Below are 14,442 nucleotides of genomic sequence, written 5' to 3'. Positions count from 1 at the left end.
GCACTGTTCTTTTTCTGCGCCTGGACCTTCGGGCCCACACCCGAGGCGCTGGCTTGGAGTGTCTTTAGCGCCGCGCTGCTGGCGCTGGCCTGCATCGACTGGGACACCACCCTACTGCCCGACCACATTAACCAGCCTTTGCTCTGGCTGGGCCTGATTGCCGCCGCCCTGCAATGGACGCCGGTCACTCTGCCCACTGCCCTGTGGGGTGCGGTGGGCGGTTATCTGTCTCTGTGGTCGGTGTACTGGGTATTCAAACTCGTGACCGGCAAAGAAGGCATGGGCTTTGGCGATTTCAAGCTCTTCGCCGCCCTGGGCGCCTGGTTCGGCTGGCCGGTATTGATTCCCATGGTCCTGATGGCGTCGGTGATCGGCGCCATCGTGGGCATTGCGATGAAGTTCACCAGCGGGCTGCGTGAGGGGGGCTATGTGCCCTTCGGCCCTTTTCTGGCTGGCGCGGGGTTCGCAGCGCTGCTGCTGGGCCCGGATAATCTGAGGCGGCTCTTAAGCTTCTGACGTCATGGGCCGCGCCAAACACATCGGGCTCACAGGCGGCATTGGCAGCGGCAAAAGTACGGTAGCCGCTTTGCTGGAAAAGTCCGGCGCCCGCCGCATCGATGCAGATGCACTCTCCAGGGCCACCACCGCACCGGGCGGCGCTGCCATGCCTGCCATCACGCAAGCATTCGGTGCAGAAGTGGTTGCAGCAGACGGCGGCCTGCACAGGGCCGCCATGCGGGATCGAATTTTTGCCGACCCCGACGCGCGCCGACAGCTTGAAGCCATCATTCACCCCCTGGTTGGCGCGGCCATCCGCAGTGCGGCTGAAGCCGCTCCGGCCGCTGGCGTGGTCTGTCTGGTCTACGACATACCGCTGCTAGTCGAGTCACATCACTGGCGGCAGCGCTTGGACAGCATCCTGGTCATTGACTGCAGCGAGTCCACGCAAATACGGCGGGTGCAGCAACGTAACGGCCTGTCTGAAGGCGAGGTTCGGGCCATCATCACAGCGCAGGCTGCGCGGAGTACGCGTCTGTCCGCCGCGGACCATGTGCTGTGTAATGACGCCATCACATTGCCCGAACTTGAGGCGCTGGTGCAGCAAATCGCCCGGCAGTTCGGACTATGATTCGCCGAACGGAAAATCCAGCGTGATCCTCTACGAATATCCCTTCAACGAACGCATTCGCACCTATTTGCGACTGGAACATTTGTTCCTGCGGTTGTCGGAATTGATGGCTCGCACCGCGCCGCTCGATCACCACTACGCGCTGGCCACTATTTTTGAAGTCATGGATGTGGGCGCGCGCGCTGACCTGAAGTCCGACGTCATGAAAGACCTCGAAAAGCAAAAGCAGGCCCTCAACAGCTACCGTGGCAACCCTGCCATCTCCGAAGCGGCATTGGATGAAGTGGTTGCCCAGATCGAGCACTGTTTCAGCAGCCTGCACGCGCTGACCGGCAAAGCCGGGCAATCCCTCGCTGAAAACGACTGGCTGATGAGCATCCGCAGCCGGGTCGGTATTCCCGGCGGCACCTGCGAGTTCGATTTGCCCGCCTACTACGCCTGGCAGCACCGCGACGCTGCTGCGCGCCGAGGAGACCTGCTCCGCTGGGCTACCACATTTACTCCACTGGCTGAGTCGATTCACCTGCTGCTGAAGATGCTGCGCAACTCCGGCGCTCCCCAAAAAGTGATGGCCATGGGTGGCCAGTTTCAGCAGACGCTGCCACAAGGCCGCACCTTCCAGCTTTTGCGGCTGGCGGTGGATCCGGCCTCGGGCCTGATTCCAGAAATCAGCGGCAACCGGCTGATGGTGTCCATCCGGCTGATGCGCCACGACTCCGACGACCGCTTGCACGCCAGCGGTGAAGACAGCGGGTTAGAACTCGCCCTGTGCTCTTGATGGCGGGCGAGGCCAAAGTCGTGGGAGTGGCAGTAGCTGAAGAAAAAATAGTGCGCTGCCCCGCGTGCAGCGGCGACAGCGTGTACGCAGCCCGCAACCCTTACCGGCCGTTTTGCAGCGAGCGCTGCAAAAACCACGATTTGGGCGCCTGGGCGAGCGAGTCCTTCCGTATGCCCACCGAATCACCGCCCGAGGACCTGCTCTACGGCGATCCGAAACTTCAGTAAGTTGGGCTAAATAGGCTCCAATCGGCCCCCAGTGCCCGTACTGCCTGCGTTAGCAGCTCCTGAAATCGTAGCACCGATATAGTTTCTTTCCCTGGCGAACCACTCCAGCACCGGCAGGGTTCCGGGTAAGACGGGCGCCACCGTCACCGGAAGCTGCTGCCAGGCAAACCGCTGGCCCTCGCGCATCTCGAGCTCGCCGTCCCAGTCGGATACCTTGCAGAAATTCAGACGCACCAGCGCGTGCGGGTAGTCCACCATCTCGACCCGCCAGGGAATGACCGCCACAATCTCGATGCCGATTTCCTCCTGCAGCTCGCGGCGCAGAGCCTGCTCTACTGTCTCGCCGGGTTCTACCTTGCCGCCCGGAAACTCCCAGTAGCCGGCGTACGCCTTGCCCTCTGGGCGGCTGGTGAGCAAAAAGGCGCCATCGCCCCGCACCAGCACACCCACCGCCACTTCCACCGCCGGGCGGTCCGGCCCGCCGCTGCGCTGGGCCTGCGGGTCAGCCACCAGGGGATGGTTCATGCCACGGTAGCCCGACCGGAAAAATCGCGGGCAAACTGGTAGGCTACTCGGCCGCTGCGCGCACCACGCTCCAGCGCCCACAAGAGCGCCTCCGGGCGCGCGGCCGCAATCTGCTCAGGCAGGAAGCCCATGCTGCCCAGCCATTGACCGACGATGGTGAGGTACTCATCCTGACTGAACGGGTAAAAGCTCACCCACAGGCCAAAACGCTCGGAGAGCGAGATTTTTTCTTCAATCACCTCGCCGGGGTGCACTTCCCCATCGTCGGTGTGCTTGTAGCTCTTGTTGTCCGACATGTACTCCGGCAACAGGTGCCGGCGGTTGCTGGTGGCGTAAATCAGCACATTGGGCGTAGCCGCCGCGACCGAGCCGTCGAGCACGGACTTCAGCGCCTTGTAGCCGGGCTCGCCCTCGTCAAAGCTCAGGTCGTCACAGAAGATGATGAACTTCTCTGGCCTTACAGCAATCAGCTCGACGATGTCCTGCAGGTCAATCAAATCGGCCTTGTCCACCTCGATCAAACGCAGTCCCTGCGGTGCAAAGGTCTGTAGGCACGCACGGATCAAGGAAGACTTGCCTGTGCCGCGCGCGCCGGTGAGCAGCACGTTGTTGGCCGAGCCGCCACGCACGAACTGCGCCGTATTGCGACGGATTTTTTCCTTCTGGGCGTCAATCTCCCGCAGGTCGTCCAAGGACATGGCGCCCACATGGGCCACCGGCGCCATCACGCCCTGGCCGGAGCTGCGCCGGCGGTAGCGAAAAGCTATCGACGCATTCCAATCGGGCGCAGTGAGCGTGTGGGGCAAGGATGCCTCCACCCGAGACATGAACAACTCGGCCCGCGCAATAAAGCGCTCCAAGGCATCAGACATCAGCATGCTCCTCTCAAGAGCGGTAGTCGGCGTTTATGGTGACGTAGTCGTGGCTGAAATCGCAGGTCCACACCGTCTGGCTTGCCGCTCCCCGGCCCAGACCCACGCGCACGGTGATTTCGCTTTGCTTCATCACCCGCTGGCCATGTTCTTCGCGGTAGTCGGTATGGCGCCCTCCCAGGGTCACCACATGCACATCGTCCAGATGCAGCTCAATCAGGCCCTGATCCAGGTCCTCAATGCCGGCGTACCCCACGGCCGCCAGGATGCGGCCGAGGTTGGGGTCGCTTGCGAAGAAGGCGGTCTTGACCAGGGGCGAGTGGGCGATCGCGTAGGCCACTTGGCGGCACTCAGCCTCTGAACGCCCGCCCTCGACTTGCACCGTGATGAACTTAGTCGCCCCCTCGCCGTCGCGCACGATGGCCTGGGCGAGTTGGCGGGCCACTTCGAGCAAAGCAGCTTTTAAGTCCTGCGCGGCAGCCGAGCTCAGATCAGTCACCGTCGCGTGGCCGACCTTGTTGGTGGCAATCAGGAGCAGGGAATCGTTGGTCGAGGTGTCGCCATCCACCGTCACGCGGTTGAACGAGCCTTCTGCCAACTCAAGCGCCAGGGCGTTCATGAGCGCCGGCGCAATGCAGGCGTCGGTCGCAATAAACCCGAGCATGGTGGCCATGTTGGGGCGGATCATGCCCGCGCCCTTGCTGATGCCGGTGACCGAGACCTTGTGCCCGTCCACCATCGCGGAGGCGCTGAACGCCTTGGGCTGGGTGTCGGTGGTCATGATGCCTTCGGCGGCTTTGAGCCAGTGGTCGGCGCGTGCGTCAGCAATGGCGGCGTCCAGTCCGGCCACTATGCGGTCCACCGGCAGCTGCTCCATGATCACGCCGGTAGAAAACGGTAGCACCTGCTGCGCCTGAAGCCCCAACTTGGCGGCCAGCGCGACGCAGCTTTGGTGTGCGCGGTCCAGCCCTACCGCACCAGTGCCGGCGTTCGCATTACCGGTGTTGATGAGCACTGCACGGGCGCTGGCTTTTCCCAGATGCTCGCGGCACACTTGCACAGGCGCTGCGCAAAAACGGTTTCTAGTGAACACGCCGCCCACGCTGCTTCCTTCGTCCAGCAGCATCACGGTCAGGTCTTTGCGACCAGCTTTGCGCACGCCGGCTTCGGTGACACCGATTCGGACACCATCAATGGCAAAAAGGTCAGATGCCTGGGGGAGAGGAAGGTTGACGGGCATGGGCTGCTTTCAAACGAGTTTGCCGTGGCACTGCTTGTATTTCTTGCCACTGCCGCAGGGGCAGGGCTCATTGCGGCCTACGCGCGGGACTGCGCTGTCAGCCGGCCGAACCGTGCCGAGGTCGAGCTTGGACTCGGACTCACCGCTTTCGCCGGGCGCGGTGTAGGTAATGTTGGAGATACTCTCGCCGCGCGTCTCCATCGCGTCAGCGGCCTGCTCAAGCTGCTCGCTGGACTGAATCTTGACGGTCATCAGCACCCGTGTGACGTCGTTTTTGACGGCATCGAGCAATTGACCGAAAAGCTCAAACGCCTCGCGCTTGTATTCCTGCTTGGGCTGCTTTTGGGCATAGCCGCGCAAATGGATGCCTTGACGCAAGTAATCCAAAGCGCTGAGGTGGTCGCGCCAATGGCTGTCAATGCTTTGCAGCAGCACCATGCGTTCGAACTGGGTCAGGTTGGCTTCGCCCACCAAATCCGCCTTGGCCTGGAATGCAGCATTTGCCGCTTCAACGACGGTGCTCACGATATCTTCATCGGTGATGGAGCTGGCGTCAGAGATTTGTTTCTCCAAGTTGAGCTCAATCTGCCATTCTTCGGCCAGCAACTTTTGCAATGCGGGCACATCCCACTGCTCCTCGACCGACTCCGCGGGCACGAACTGCCGAACGATGTCCTCAAACGCACCCGAACGAAGGGATGCGACTTGGGCGTTGAGGTCCTGCGCGTCGAGGATAGCGTTACGCTGCTGATAAATCACCTTGCGCTGGTCATTGGACACATCGTCGTATTCGAGCAGCTGTTTGCGCATGTCGAAGTTGCGGGCTTCGACCTTGCGTTGGGCGCTCTCGATGCTACGGGTCACGATGCCCGCCTCAATAGCTTCACCTTCGGGCATATTGAGCCTGTCCATGATGGACTTGACCCGATCGCCCGCAAAAATTCGCATGAGCGAATCATCCAGGCTCAGGTAAAAGCGCGACGAGCCCGGGTCACCCTGACGGCCCGAACGTCCGCGCAACTGGTTGTCGATACGGCGCGACTCATGCCGCTCGGTTGCGATGATGCGCAGACCACCCAGCGCCTTGACGGCGTCATGGTCCTTTTGCCACTGGGCGCGGATTTCAGCGACCTTAGCCTGCTTGGCTGACTCGTCCAGCGACTCGTCAGCCTCAATCGCTTCGACCGCCTTGTCCATATTGCCGCCGAGCACGATGTCGGTTCCACGGCCCGCCATGTTGGTTGCAATAGTGATCATTTTGGCGCGGCCAGCCTGCGCGACGATGTCCGCTTCGCGGGCGTGTTGCTTGGCGTTGAGCACCTGGTGCGGAAGTTTCTCTTTGTCGAGCAACTGGTCAATGATTTCCGAGTTTTCAATTGACGTAGTCCCCACCAACACCGGCTGGCCACGCTCGTAGCATTCGCGGATGTCTTGGATGGCTGCGGCGTATTTCTCACTGGTTGTTTTGTACACGCGGTCCAGTTGGTCTTCCCGGCGGCTGACTCGGTTGGGTGGGATCACCATGGTTTCCAGCCCGTAAATTTCCTGGAACTCGTAAGCCTCGGTATCGGCCGTACCGGTCATGCCGGCGAGCTTGTTGTACAGGCGGAAGTAGTTTTGAAAGGTGATGGACGCCAGCGTCTGGTTCTCCGCCTGAATCTGCACGCCCTCTTTGGCCTCCACCGCCTGATGCAGCCCATCGCTCCAGCGGCGCCCTGACATAAGCCGGCCGGTGAACTCATCCACAATGACAATCTCGCCGTTTTGCACGACGTAGTGCTGGTCGCGGTGGTAGAGATGGTTCGCACGCAGTGCTGCGTACAGGTGGTGCATCAGTGTGATGTTGGAAGGATCGTACAACGAGGAGCCGGCGGGAATCAGCCCCAACTCAGCAAATATCGCCTCTGCAGCCTCGTGACCCTGCTCGGTTAGAAAGACTTGGTGGCTCTTTTCGTCGAGCGTGAAGTCACCGGGCTTGGTGATGCCTTCGCCGGTAATCGGGTCCGCCTCGCCTTCCTGCCGGGTCAACCGCGGCATGGCCTGGTTGATGGCGACATACAGGGCTGTGTGGTCTTCGGCCTGCCCGCTGATGATCAGGGGCGTACGCGCTTCGTCAATGAGAATGGAGTCCACCTCGTCCACGATGGCGAAGTTCAGGCCGCGCTGCACGCGGTCGGCCACCTCGTAGACCATGTTGTCCCGCAAGTAGTCGAATCCATACTCGTTGTTAGTGCCGTAGGTGATGTCGCAGCCGTAGGCCTGCTGCTTGTCCGCGCGCGGAGCCTGGGGCAAGTTGATGCCCACGCTCAATCCGAGGAAGTTATAGAGCCGGCCCATCCAGCGCGCGTCGCGGCTGGCGAGGTAATCATTCACCGTGACCACATGCACGCCCTTGCCGCTCAAGGCATTCAGGTACACAGGTAAAGTCGCGGTAAGTGTCTTGCCTTCGCCGGTGCGCATCTCGGAAATCTTTCCGTAGTGCAGGGCCATACCACCAAGCATTTGCACGTCAAAGTGCCGCATCTTCATGACACGCTTGGAGCCCTCTCGCACCAAGGCAAAGGCCTCGGGGAGGATTGCATCCAAAGACTCACCCTTTGATACGCGGTCTTTGAATTCCTCCGTCTTGGCTCTTAGAGCATCGTCAGAAAGTGCCTCGAATTCGGGTTCCAGCGCATTGATGCGGTTGACCACTCCACGGTATTGCTTGAGCAGGCGGTCGTTACGACTACCGAAAATTTTGGTGAGGAAGTTGATAGCCATCAATGCATGCACGCGCTGTTCGCCCGAGGTGAGCGTCAAGACCGTGCGGTCCTTTGTCTGATCTAAGTGAATGGGTGATTCCAGCCTGTCATAAAAGCCCAGCCTGTGAGCTTAGCTTCCGCTGGAACTTTGCAAGCCATTTTAGCGTTGCGCTGGTGCGGCTTTCGTTCCCGCGGCGCGCGTCGCCGTCAGGGCCTTGCCCGCATCCAGGAACTTCTGCGGATCCTGCGGAACTCCGTAAACCAGCACTTCAAAGTGCAAGTGGGGGCCGGTAGAACGACCTGTATTGCCAACCTCGGCCACTTTCTGGCCTCGCTTGATCAAGTCGCCTTTTTTGACCAGCACTTTGGCATTGTGCGCATAGCGGGTGATCAGGTTGTTGCCGTGATCAATTTCCAGGATGTTGCCGTACTGAAAGTGGAACTCCTGCGTCACGACTACCCCGCCCGCCGCGGCGTAAATCGGGGTGCCCGGCATGGCGGGAAAGTCCAGCCCGGTGTGCTGCGCAGTTTTTCCGGTAAAGGGATCGATCCGCCATCCGAAGGTAGAGCCGAGATTGGCGTCGGGCACGGGAACCTGTGTGGGCACCATCATTTTCTTGATCTTCTGCTCGAAGAGCCGCGTCTCGATGACGGTCATGACATCAGTGCGCTGACTCGCTGCGGCATCCAAAGCCTGCAGGGTCGAATCCAGTTGGTCAAAAGTCAAATCGGGACCCGAAATCAACAAGCCACCCCGGCCTGGCTTGATCGCAATTTCCGCGGGGTTAATGCCCGCCAAGCCAGACACGCGCTCGCCGAGGGACTCCAACTGCAGCATCTTGGCTTGCATTTCGCCAAGGCGCCTGGCCAATACCTCGATGTTTTCCTTCACATAGCGGTCTCTCTGCGCGACTTCGTCCTTGACGACCAATCGCACCAGCGATCCGATGACAGGCCAGCCCTCGCGGGCACCTTTCATGAACACCCAGTGGTAGAGGATGGCGGAGAACAGCATCAATGCAAGCGAGAGCACAAAAAGCGACAGCAACAGCTTGGTTCCGCTCAGATGGAAGGCGCGGCTCCTGGCCAGCCATGCATCCGTGATAATTACCTGCATCTCACAGATCCCCTATTTGAATTGGCAGACATGTCCAAAAACCATCGATCAGTGACCGCCCTGCAGGCAGCCCGAGAGTCCCCGACGCTGGCCCGCCTTGCTGACTTGAGCGACGAATCTAAAGCGCGGCTCAGAAGCATTGGAGTACTGATCCCCAAAGGTTTGCAAAATAGCATCCAAGCGGGCCCTATAGAAGGCCCCGTATGGTGTCTCATCTTAGAAAACAACGCTGTAGCGGCGAAACTCCGCCAACTGATTCCCGCCATCCAAGCGCATCTGCGTTCCAAGGGGTGGGAGGTTACTTCAATTCGGCTGAAGGTTCAAATGTCGTCGCCGGCAGCCTGATGGCTCAGCGAGAAAAGAATGGTGCCGATTGTCGGATTCGAACTGACGACCTACCGCTTACAAGGCGGTTGCTCTACCAACTGAGCTAAACCGGCACGGGCTGGATTCTACCTCAGGGGATTGCAGCCCTTCCCCTGAGGTCCTCATTTAATTCTGGTCAACGCTGGGCGCTTGCCCGAGGGACCTCCGGGTAGCGTCGGGTCACTCTCGGAATCGATCTTGGTTGAGCCGTCCAACGAATCAGCTGCGAGCATCAATGGTTTGGCTTGATCTGCGGGAACAGGATGGTTGGCCAACATCGTGGGCGAGGCTACGGGAAAAGCCATGCCCTGCCCATTCTCGCGGGCGTAAATGGCCAGGACCCTGCTCACCGGCACCCGGATGTCGCGGGCGACTCCCCCAAAACGGCCTTTGAACTCAATGACTTCGTCACCCAACTGCAGAGCACTGGTGGCGTCGAAACTGACGTTCAGCACGATCTCACCATCTTTCACGAACTCCACCGGGACCCGCACGCTCTCATCCACCTGCACCGCCATAAATGGCGTGAAGCCATTGTCCGTACACCACTCGTACAGCGCACGAATGAGGTAGGGCTTGGTGGACGGAATGGACCGCGTGTCCCGCATAGCTTGCCGCCGCGATTACTTACGCATTACTTTCTCGGACGGAGTCAGTGCTTCAATGTAGGCGGGGCGCGAAAAGATGCGCTCGGCGTACTTCAGCAAAGGCGCGGCGTTTTTGCTGAGATCGATACCGTAGTAATCCAGGCGCCACAACAGCGGCGCAATGGCGACGTCTAGCATTGAGAAGTTTTCACCCAGCATGTACTTGTTCTTCAAGAACACGGGTGCCAACTGGGTTAATCGGTCACGAATGTGCGAGCGGGCCTTTTCAAGCGTCTTCTCATTGCCTTTAGACGCGCGCGCCTCCAAGGTGTTGACGTGCACGAAGAGCTCCTTCTCAAAGTTGAGCAGAAACAGACGCACGCGCGCGCGGTCCACCGGATCTCCGGGCATCAATTGGGGGTGCGGGAACCGTTCATCTATGTATTCATTGATGATGTTGGATTCGTACAAGATCAAATCTCGCTCGACCAAAATAGGAACCTGGCCGTACGGATTCATCACGCTGATGTCTTCGGGCTTGTTGTAGAGGTCGACATCACGGATCTCAAAATCCATGCCCTTCTCGAACAAGACAAAACGGCAACGGTGGGAAAAGGGGCAGGTTGTTCCTGAATACAGCACCATCATGGCGAGAGACTCCTAATAAATGAAAAAGAGTGGGACGCGTCAGCAGCCCCACTCTGAACTTATCGCCACCCCCGCTCAAAGCGGCTTGGCAGCAGAAAGCATTACCTCACGTCCTTCCAGAACGCGACATTCAAACGCCATGTGAACAGTGTCAAGATAGACAGGAATAGGAGCACCCACACGCCTACACGCACGCGAGTATTTTGCGCAGGCTCACCCATCCACTGAAGGTAATTGACCAGGTCTGCAATCGTCTGGTCGTACTGTGCGGGCGTCATGGTGCCGGGAGTCACTTGCTGCCAGCCCTTGAAAACTTGCGCATCATGGCCATGACTTTGCACCGTTTCATACACGGGCACACGCTTGCCTTGAAGCTCCCAGAGCACATGTGGCATGCCCACATTGGGGAACGCCAGATTGTTCCAGCCGGTGGCTTTGGTGTCATCGGCGTAGTAAGTGCGCAGGTAGGTGTAGAGGTAGTCAGCACCTGAGCCGCCGCCGCCCGCGCGAGAGCGGGCGATCACGGTCAAGTCTGGCGGATTGGCGCCGAACCAGTCCTTAGCCTGACGGGGATCGATGGCAGCCTTCATGGTCTCGCCGACTTTTTCGGTAGTGAAAAGCAAGTTGTCTTTGATTTGCTGATCGGTCAGCCCGATATCCTGGAGCCGGTTGTAGCGCATGAAAGCTGCCGAGTGGCAATTCAGGCAATAGTTCACGAACACCTTCGCTCCGTTTTGGAGGGAAGCGAGGTCATTGATTTTGTTAGGTGCTTTGTCCCACGCAATACCGCCACCGGCAGAGTGTGCGGCACCCACAAGTCCCAGCGCCAGGGCGAATGTCAGAAATATTTTTTTCATGAATCGTTTCTCCGGCGCTCAGTGGGCCGCAAAAGTGACACGGGATGGCACCGGCTTGCTTTGACCCACGGTGCTCCACCATGGCATCAGCAGGAAAAAGCCAAAGTAAAACAAGGTACCCACTTGGGACACGCGCTCACCGATGGCGGATGGTGGCTGCACACCGAGGTAAGCCAATACAACAAAGTTGATAACGAAAGTACCGTAGAGGTATTTGTGCCAGTCAGGGCGGTAGCGGATGGACTTGACGGGGCTGTTATCGAGCCAAGGCAAGAAAAACAGGATGACGACAGCACCACCCATCACCACCACGCCCCAGAACTTGGCGTCGATAGACAGCATGGCAGCGCACACCGCGACGGCACCACCCACAATGGCACCCTTGAACAAAACCGGCAACTTGGCCTTGAGCACACCAAACGCAGCAGCACCGATGACACAGGCCATCAGGGCATACATCATCTCACTGGTGATGGCGCGGAGCATGGAGTAGAAGGGAGTGAAGTACCAAACGGGCGCAATGTGTGCGGGAGTCTTCAATGGATCGGCAGGGATGAAGTTGTTGTATTCGAGGAAGTAGCCGCCGAATTCAGGTGCGAAGAATATGATGGCGGTGAAGACCATCAAGAACACGCTGACCATGAAAATGTCGTGCACGGTGTAGTAAGGGTGAAAGGGAATACCGTCCAGTGGATGGCCTTTCGCATCACGGGGGGCGTTGGGGGCCTTAATTTCAACGCCATCGGGGTTGTTAGAGCCCACATCGTGCAAAGCCAGCAAGTGCGCAGCCACGAGGCCCAACAGCACCAGCGGAACAGCAATGACGTGGAAGGCAAAGAAGCGGTTCAAAGTGGCGTCGCCCACCACAAAATCACCGCGAATCAGCAGAGCCAGGTCAGGCCCAATCAGGGGAACCGCGGCAAACAGATTCACGATCACCTGCGCACCCCAGTAGGACATCTGGCCCCAAGGCAGCAGGTAGCCCATGAAGGCCTCCGCCATCAGGCACAGGAAAATGGCGCAACCGAAAATCCAGACCAGCTCGCGGGGCTTGCGGTAGCTGCCGTAAATCAAGCCACGGAACATGTGTAGGTAAACCACTACGAAAAAGGCAGATGCCCCCGTGGAATGCATGTACCGGATCAACCACCCCCACGGGACATCACGCATGATGTATTCCACCGAGCCAAAGGCCAATGCTGCGTCGGGCTTGTAATGCATGACCAAGAAAATACCGGTCACGATCTGAATCACCAGAACCAGCGTTGCGAGCGCGCCGAAGATGTACCAGAAGTTGAAGTTCTTAGGAGCGTAGTACTCCGACATATGGATCCGGTACGCATCGAAGGCGGTGGGAAACCGGTTTTCAAACCAATTGGTCACCTGTTCGCCTGTGGAGGCATTCGGGGAGATTTCCTTGAATTCGCGGGCCATTTTTTAGTCCTCAGGCTTTCTTGTCTTCGCCGATCAGCAGCTTGCTGTCAGACAGATACATGTGGGGCGGCACTTCGAGATTGTCAGGCGCGGGCTTGTTCTTGAACACACGTCCGGCCATGTCAAAAGTGGAACCGTGGCAGGGGCACAAGAAGCCGCCGGCCCAGTTGTCGGGCAGCGAAGGTTGCGCGCCTGTTTGAAATTTGTCCGATGGCGAGCAACCAAGGTGGGAGCAGATGCCCACTGCCACAAAGTATTCAGGCTTGATCGAACGGGCTTCGTTGCGGGCGTATTCGGGCGTTAAATCGGAGGGGTTACGCTCGGACTTGGGGTCGGCAAGCTCCGCATCCTTGCCGGCGAGAGCTGCTACTTGCTCGGGTGTTCGGCGAACCACCCACACCGGCTTGCCGCGCCATTCGACTGTGACCTTTTCACCGGGCTTCAGGTCGGCGATGTCCACTTCAACTGCGGCTCCAGCAGCTTTAGCGCGCTCAGAGGGTTGAAATGTGCTGACAAAGGGGATGGCAGTTGCAACACCACCGACTGCACCAACGCAGCCTGATGCTATCAACCATGTGCGTTTGCTGGAGTCGATTTTTTTGCTGTCGACAAGTGTTTCACTCATGAAAATCCTCAATGAACATCGCTAGTGGACCAGCTTTGAATTGTAGCTGAGTGAATTAGGGGTATTCACCGAGGGACTTATCGGCCGCCTGCGGTCCCGGGCCAATCGCCGCAGGATTTGTAATGTCCTTTGCCGCAGTACCTGCCCTCACTCAGCCTGAAAAATACTATGCTTTCGATAGCACCTAACGCAATACTAGCAAGGGGAAAGTGCGTTTTTTATGCCAAATTTACCAAGCGCTTGGCCATCCTGATAGCGGCGAGCAGGCTTGCGGGGCTGGCCACGCCCTGCCCCGCAATGTCAAAGGCGGTACCGTGGTCAGGACTGGTGCGCACCCACGGCAGGCCGAGGGTGATGTTCACGCCATCCTCAACGCCAAGGTATTTCACTGGGATGAGTCCTTGGTCGTGGTACATCGCAACCACGACATCGAATTCGCCGGGGTGGTCGGGCGTGTTGCGGGCACGCATGAAAACCGTGTCTGGCGCAAATGGGCCCAGCACGCGGCCGCCTTCCTGTTGCGCCGCAGCAATGGCAGGGGCAATGTGCTCTATTTCCTCGCGGCCGAACAGACCGCCCTCACCCGCGTGCGGATTCAAACCGGCCACCGCAATCACAGGCTCCCGCCCCAGTATCTCGCGCATCGCTGTGCGGGTGATCCGCAGTGTTTGAAGGATATTGTCAAAGGTGACTGCCTCGACAGCCTCGCGCAATGACAGGTGGATGCTCAGCAACACGGTACGAAGGGCTTCGTTGGCCAACATCATGCGCACCGGCACGCCATTCACAGGGAGGCCTAAGGCCAGCGCGGCGCGGGATTGCAAGATTTCGGTGTGGCCCGGAAATGCGTCATAGGGCGCGCCGGCGGCGCTGAGCGCCTCTTTGTGCAGCGGCGCTGTGACCATAGCCGCAATATCACCTGCCAACGCAGCGTCGGCGGCCCACACCACGCAGCGCCCTGCAAACTCGCCAGCCTGTGCACTGACACGCCCATATTCCTGCAGCCCCAGAGACGCGCCCACCTGCAGCACCGGAATGCAGCGAGGTGGCGCCTTTAAGGCTTCCTGCGGACTGTCGAGCACCAGGACCGGCAAGGCTGGCCCATCGCCCGCCACCAGCGCAGCGGCACGCCGCATGGTGCCCACATCGCCGGCCACAAAGCAGTTTTTCAACATCTCTGGCTGCTGCCTGAAGGCGCGGGCGATGATTTCGGGGCCTATGCCCGCGGCATCACCCATGGTGATGGCCACGGTTTCGCTTGTGGGCTTATTCACGCTAGGGAATGTCCTGCTC

Annotated in this window: 16 protein-coding genes and 1 tRNA gene; 5 read left to right on the top strand and 12 right to left on the bottom strand. The window is 59.3% G+C overall.

What is annotated here, in order from left to right:
* The 4 genes from Q0O05_RS04450 to Q0O05_RS04435 all read left to right on the top strand — a co-directional run.
* A partial coding sequence (locus Q0O05_RS04450) for an A24 family peptidase (RefSeq protein ID WP_293660685.1) occupies window positions 1-516 on the top strand: 516 nt, incomplete at its 5' end.
* A 4-nt stretch (window positions 517-520) separates the two neighbouring features.
* Entirely contained in the window at window positions 521-1,129 is a 609-nt protein-coding gene (gene coaE / locus Q0O05_RS04445) for a dephospho-CoA kinase (RefSeq protein ID WP_293660684.1), read from the top strand.
* 22 nt (window positions 1,130-1,151) lie between these two features.
* Window positions 1,152-1,907 (top strand): cell division protein ZapD, encoded by a 756-nt coding sequence (zapD, locus tag Q0O05_RS04440; RefSeq protein ID WP_293660683.1) that lies wholly within the window; start codon window positions 1,152-1,154, stop codon window positions 1,905-1,907.
* Window positions 1,907-2,134 carry a DNA gyrase inhibitor YacG gene (locus Q0O05_RS04435; protein WP_293660690.1) on the top strand — a complete coding sequence of 76 codons (228 nt, stop codon included), beginning with the start codon at window positions 1,907-1,909 and terminating at the stop codon, window positions 2,132-2,134. The genes zapD and Q0O05_RS04435 overlap by 1 nt, the downstream gene beginning before the upstream one ends.
* A gap of 6 nt (window positions 2,135-2,140) precedes the next feature.
* Here Q0O05_RS04435 and Q0O05_RS04430 read toward each other — a convergent pair whose 3' ends face one another.
* The 5 genes from Q0O05_RS04430 to Q0O05_RS04410 form a co-directional block, all read right to left on the bottom strand.
* Window positions 2,141-2,659, bottom strand: a complete 519-nt coding sequence (locus tag Q0O05_RS04430; RefSeq protein WP_293660682.1) for an NUDIX domain-containing protein — start codon at window positions 2,657-2,659, stop codon at window positions 2,141-2,143.
* Entirely contained in the window at window positions 2,656-3,531 is an 876-nt protein-coding gene (locus Q0O05_RS04425; RefSeq protein WP_293660681.1) for an ATP-binding protein, read from the bottom strand. The genes Q0O05_RS04430 and Q0O05_RS04425 overlap by 4 nt, the downstream gene beginning before the upstream one ends.
* 13 nt (window positions 3,532-3,544) lie before the next feature.
* On the bottom strand, window positions 3,545-4,771 hold the full coding sequence (gene argJ / locus Q0O05_RS04420) for a bifunctional glutamate N-acetyltransferase/amino-acid acetyltransferase ArgJ (RefSeq protein ID WP_293660680.1): 1,227 nt from the start codon (window positions 4,769-4,771) through the stop codon (window positions 3,545-3,547).
* A 9-nt stretch (window positions 4,772-4,780) separates the two neighbouring features.
* Window positions 4,781-7,534 (bottom strand): preprotein translocase subunit SecA, encoded by a 2,754-nt coding sequence (gene secA, locus Q0O05_RS04415; RefSeq protein WP_293660689.1) that lies wholly within the window; start codon window positions 7,532-7,534, stop codon window positions 4,781-4,783.
* 141 nt (window positions 7,535-7,675) lie between these two features.
* Complete coding sequence (locus Q0O05_RS04410; protein ID WP_293660679.1) at window positions 7,676-8,632, bottom strand: M23 family metallopeptidase; 957 nt, start codon at window positions 8,630-8,632, stop codon at window positions 7,676-7,678.
* 30 nt (window positions 8,633-8,662) lie between these two features.
* On the opposite strand from Q0O05_RS04410, the gene Q0O05_RS04405 reads away from it, so the two are divergent.
* Window positions 8,663-8,977, top strand: coding sequence for a hypothetical protein (locus tag Q0O05_RS04405; RefSeq protein ID WP_293660678.1), 315 nt, complete (start codon window positions 8,663-8,665; stop codon window positions 8,975-8,977).
* A gap of 19 nt (window positions 8,978-8,996) precedes the next feature.
* On the opposite strand, the gene Q0O05_RS04400 is transcribed toward Q0O05_RS04405, so the two are convergent.
* The 7 genes from Q0O05_RS04400 to pdxA all read right to left on the bottom strand — a co-directional run bounded on the left by Q0O05_RS04400 (window position 8,997) and on the right by pdxA (window position 14,387).
* A tRNA-Thr gene (locus tag Q0O05_RS04400) sits at window positions 8,997-9,072 on the bottom strand.
* A gap of 48 nt (window positions 9,073-9,120) precedes the next feature.
* The gene (locus Q0O05_RS04395) at window positions 9,121-9,606 is read right to left on the bottom strand and encodes a ClpXP protease specificity-enhancing factor (RefSeq protein WP_293660677.1); all 486 of its coding nucleotides are present in this window, start codon (window positions 9,604-9,606) and stop codon (window positions 9,121-9,123) included.
* Between the two features lie 15 nt (window positions 9,607-9,621).
* The gene (locus Q0O05_RS04390) at window positions 9,622-10,233 is read right to left on the bottom strand and encodes a glutathione S-transferase N-terminal domain-containing protein (protein ID WP_293660676.1); all 612 of its coding nucleotides are present in this window, start codon (window positions 10,231-10,233) and stop codon (window positions 9,622-9,624) included.
* Between the two features lie 101 nt (window positions 10,234-10,334).
* Window positions 10,335-11,090: a cytochrome c1 gene (locus Q0O05_RS04385; RefSeq protein WP_293660675.1), complete on the bottom strand. Its 756-nt coding sequence runs from the start codon at window positions 11,088-11,090 to the stop codon at window positions 10,335-10,337.
* Between the two features lie 18 nt (window positions 11,091-11,108).
* Entirely contained in the window at window positions 11,109-12,524 is a 1,416-nt protein-coding gene (locus Q0O05_RS04380) for a cytochrome bc complex cytochrome b subunit (RefSeq protein WP_293660674.1), read from the bottom strand.
* 10 nt (window positions 12,525-12,534) lie between these two features.
* Window positions 12,535-13,149: a ubiquinol-cytochrome c reductase iron-sulfur subunit gene (petA, locus tag Q0O05_RS04375; protein ID WP_293660673.1), complete on the bottom strand. Its 615-nt coding sequence runs from the start codon at window positions 13,147-13,149 to the stop codon at window positions 12,535-12,537.
* 218 nt (window positions 13,150-13,367) lie between these two features.
* A complete protein-coding gene (pdxA, locus tag Q0O05_RS04370) occupies window positions 13,368-14,387 on the bottom strand; it encodes a 4-hydroxythreonine-4-phosphate dehydrogenase PdxA (protein ID WP_293660688.1) in 1,020 nt (339 codons plus the stop codon).
* Window positions 14,388-14,442: the final 55 nt, after the last annotated feature.

Origin of the sequence: Rhodoferax sp. OV413, from assembly GCF_945881795.1 — a bacterium.
Taxonomy (GTDB): domain Bacteria; phylum Pseudomonadota; class Gammaproteobacteria; order Burkholderiales; family Burkholderiaceae_C; genus Allorhodoferax.
Note: the sequence above shows the minus strand (reverse complement) of the source record. Positions and strands in the feature narration are given on the sequence as shown.

What these genes read in the sequence shown, in the direction of transcription:
- Q0O05_RS04425 (WP_293660681.1), bottom strand. Translation starts at nt 3,531, where the DNA reads ATGTCTGATGCCTTGGAGCGCTTTATTGCGCGGGCCGAGTTGTTCATG.
- Q0O05_RS04410 (WP_293660679.1), bottom strand. Translation starts at nt 8,632, where the DNA reads ATGCAGGTAATTATCACGGATGCATGGCTGGCCAGGAGCCGCGCCTTC.
- Q0O05_RS04390 (WP_293660676.1), bottom strand. Translation starts at nt 10,233, where the DNA reads ATGATGGTGCTGTATTCAGGAACAACCTGCCCCTTTTCCCACCGTTGC.
- secA (WP_293660689.1), bottom strand. Translation starts at nt 7,534, where the DNA reads ATGGCTATCAACTTCCTCACCAAAATTTTCGGTAGTCGTAACGACCGC.
- pdxA (WP_293660688.1), bottom strand. Translation starts at nt 14,387, where the DNA reads ATGGGTGATGCCGCGGGCATAGGCCCCGAAATCATCGCCCGCGCCTTC.
- Q0O05_RS04405 (WP_293660678.1), top strand. Translation starts at nt 8,663, where the DNA reads ATGTCCAAAAACCATCGATCAGTGACCGCCCTGCAGGCAGCCCGAGAG.
- argJ (WP_293660680.1), bottom strand. Translation starts at nt 4,771, where the DNA reads ATGCCCGTCAACCTTCCTCTCCCCCAGGCATCTGACCTTTTTGCCATT.
- Q0O05_RS04385 (WP_293660675.1), bottom strand. Translation starts at nt 11,090, where the DNA reads ATGAAAAAAATATTTCTGACATTCGCCCTGGCGCTGGGACTTGTGGGT.
- Q0O05_RS04435 (WP_293660690.1), top strand. Translation starts at nt 1,907, where the DNA reads ATGGCGGGCGAGGCCAAAGTCGTGGGAGTGGCAGTAGCTGAAGAAAAA.
- Q0O05_RS04380 (WP_293660674.1), bottom strand. Translation starts at nt 12,524, where the DNA reads ATGGCCCGCGAATTCAAGGAAATCTCCCCGAATGCCTCCACAGGCGAA.
- Q0O05_RS04430 (WP_293660682.1), bottom strand. Translation starts at nt 2,659, where the DNA reads ATGAACCATCCCCTGGTGGCTGACCCGCAGGCCCAGCGCAGCGGCGGG.
- petA (WP_293660673.1), bottom strand. Translation starts at nt 13,149, where the DNA reads ATGAGTGAAACACTTGTCGACAGCAAAAAAATCGACTCCAGCAAACGC.
- Q0O05_RS04395 (WP_293660677.1), bottom strand. Translation starts at nt 9,606, where the DNA reads ATGCGGGACACGCGGTCCATTCCGTCCACCAAGCCCTACCTCATTCGT.
- coaE (WP_293660684.1), top strand. Translation starts at nt 521, where the DNA reads ATGGGCCGCGCCAAACACATCGGGCTCACAGGCGGCATTGGCAGCGGC.